General features: G+C 46.0%; 1 protein-coding gene. It reads right to left on the reverse strand.

Annotated elements, in window-relative coordinates; all coding sequences use genetic code 11:
* Nucleotides 1-409: 409 nt before the first annotated feature.
* Nucleotides 410-1009 carry a YagK/YfjJ domain-containing protein gene (locus ABZJ92_RS21785; protein ID WP_001195464.1) on the reverse strand — a complete coding sequence of 200 codons (600 nt, stop codon included), beginning with the start codon at nt 1007-1009 and terminating at the stop codon, nt 410-412.
* Nucleotides 1010-1710 lie beyond the last annotated feature (701 nt).

The raw sequence follows: 1710 nt of genomic DNA on the forward strand, positions 1-1710 counted from the left end.
TACCCCCAAACGAATCGGAAAATCGATACTGGAAAAACTCTAACTCGGTGGCCAGTTTTTGTTGACCACTTCAAACAGCCGTCCCGGTACGGGCAGCGTGGTCAGGGTGTGAATGGCGGTTCAGTTAAAATCTGGACTGGAGTTTGGGTAAAGCAGGCTGGTTGCTGTTACAGCACTGTGGTTGTCACACAATGGCCCACTGACGTAAAAAACAGTCAGTAAGCAGAGATGGAGATTGGGGGATGTGCTGTATCGGTTGCCGGAAGGAATGGTAAAGAATGTGTCATGGTTAAATCTCCGTATGGTTCATACGGAATGACCACGCCGTAAAAAATGCGCAGTGCCGCTGAAGTGGCCGCCGGAACCGACAGCAAAGATTAGCGCCAGCCCGTACTTGTCGTTCAGGGGTTTACACCAGAGCACATATCCCCGGCAGGGGGCTGTCCAGTCGTGGTCGACCCCGGTTACTTTTTTCAGGAAGCCCGCTGCATTTCAGGATGATGCCACATTCTTTCTGTTCCCGTTTGGCCAGGTAGCTGATGGCATAGCGTAAATCATTCACCGCTTTGTGATCTGAATAGTGAATGACGTGGTTAATGTTTACCGGATAATTTTTATTAAACCGGCACCAGTGGTAGTAACCATTACCCTCGGTAACCCGCCTCCAGATATCTCCCATCAATCTGGATACCAGATACGAACTCCTGTGGCTCTGGCCGTTCAGATAGCCCACAAAATGAATGTGAAGCCCTTTACGTTCTGTATATTCCATCACCCAGGCATACCCGACCAGTTTCTCTCCCACCTCGTTAATCAGTTGCAGCATCTCCGCGCACATGGCGTACCTGCAGGCACATCTGTAGCTGAGGGTGTTTTTTCGGTAAGCAAAATCCATTCTGAACGGTAACAGTTTCGAATAGACCCCGAATAATGAATCCAGATGCTGGTTAAAGTGCTCCAGGAGCTGGGGAGCCATTTCGTAAGCGGGATTGGTGTTATAAGTTTGCATGTTTCTTCCTCGTGTTCTGTAACACAGGAAGAAGCGTTGCCGTAATTTTTGAAGAAGATGTTCTCAGGTAGTAGGGTGAACGTGTTTCCTCCGGTAACGACTTCCACGGGTATCAGAACCAGGCAAAGAACAGCATACGTAACAGCCATACAGCGCATATAACGCCTGAAGCTCTGTTAACCAGGCTGCAGCGGAAAGGCCTTTATAACGCGTGTGGGCAATCACTTTTTCCAGTGAACAACAGAGGAACTTACGCAGGTTTTAACTTCCATTACCCTCTCGTTATTTGGTACTGTGATTAACGTCAGAATGGCCTGACATTATCCCGAAAGTCTTTCCACTTCCCTGTTTCTCCGGTAATAAAATATTTTAAATGCTGAAGGTATAAAGCCATAACCAGATATTGCAATTAACGTAGCATTACACATATCAACGTACCAGATAAGTAACAGAGGTACAGGATTGAACAACACGCCGGAAGACTGTTTAATGACATAAGGTATACTCTTTTACGAGTAAGATTATGTATTACCACTAATACTCATCAGGTGAGTTGCAGGAGCAGATTATTAACAGAAATCCTTCAAACACAGTTATCCAGGATATTAACACGGGTGAAGCCATATAGACTGGCCCCCTGAATCTCCAGACAACCAGTATCACTTATTTAAGTGATAGTCTTAATACTAGTTTTTAGACTA

The sequence above is a fragment of the Shigella sp. FJ200513 genome, assembly GCF_040495915.1.
In the GTDB taxonomy this organism is placed as follows: Bacteria; Pseudomonadota; Gammaproteobacteria; order Enterobacterales; family Enterobacteriaceae; genus ECMA0423.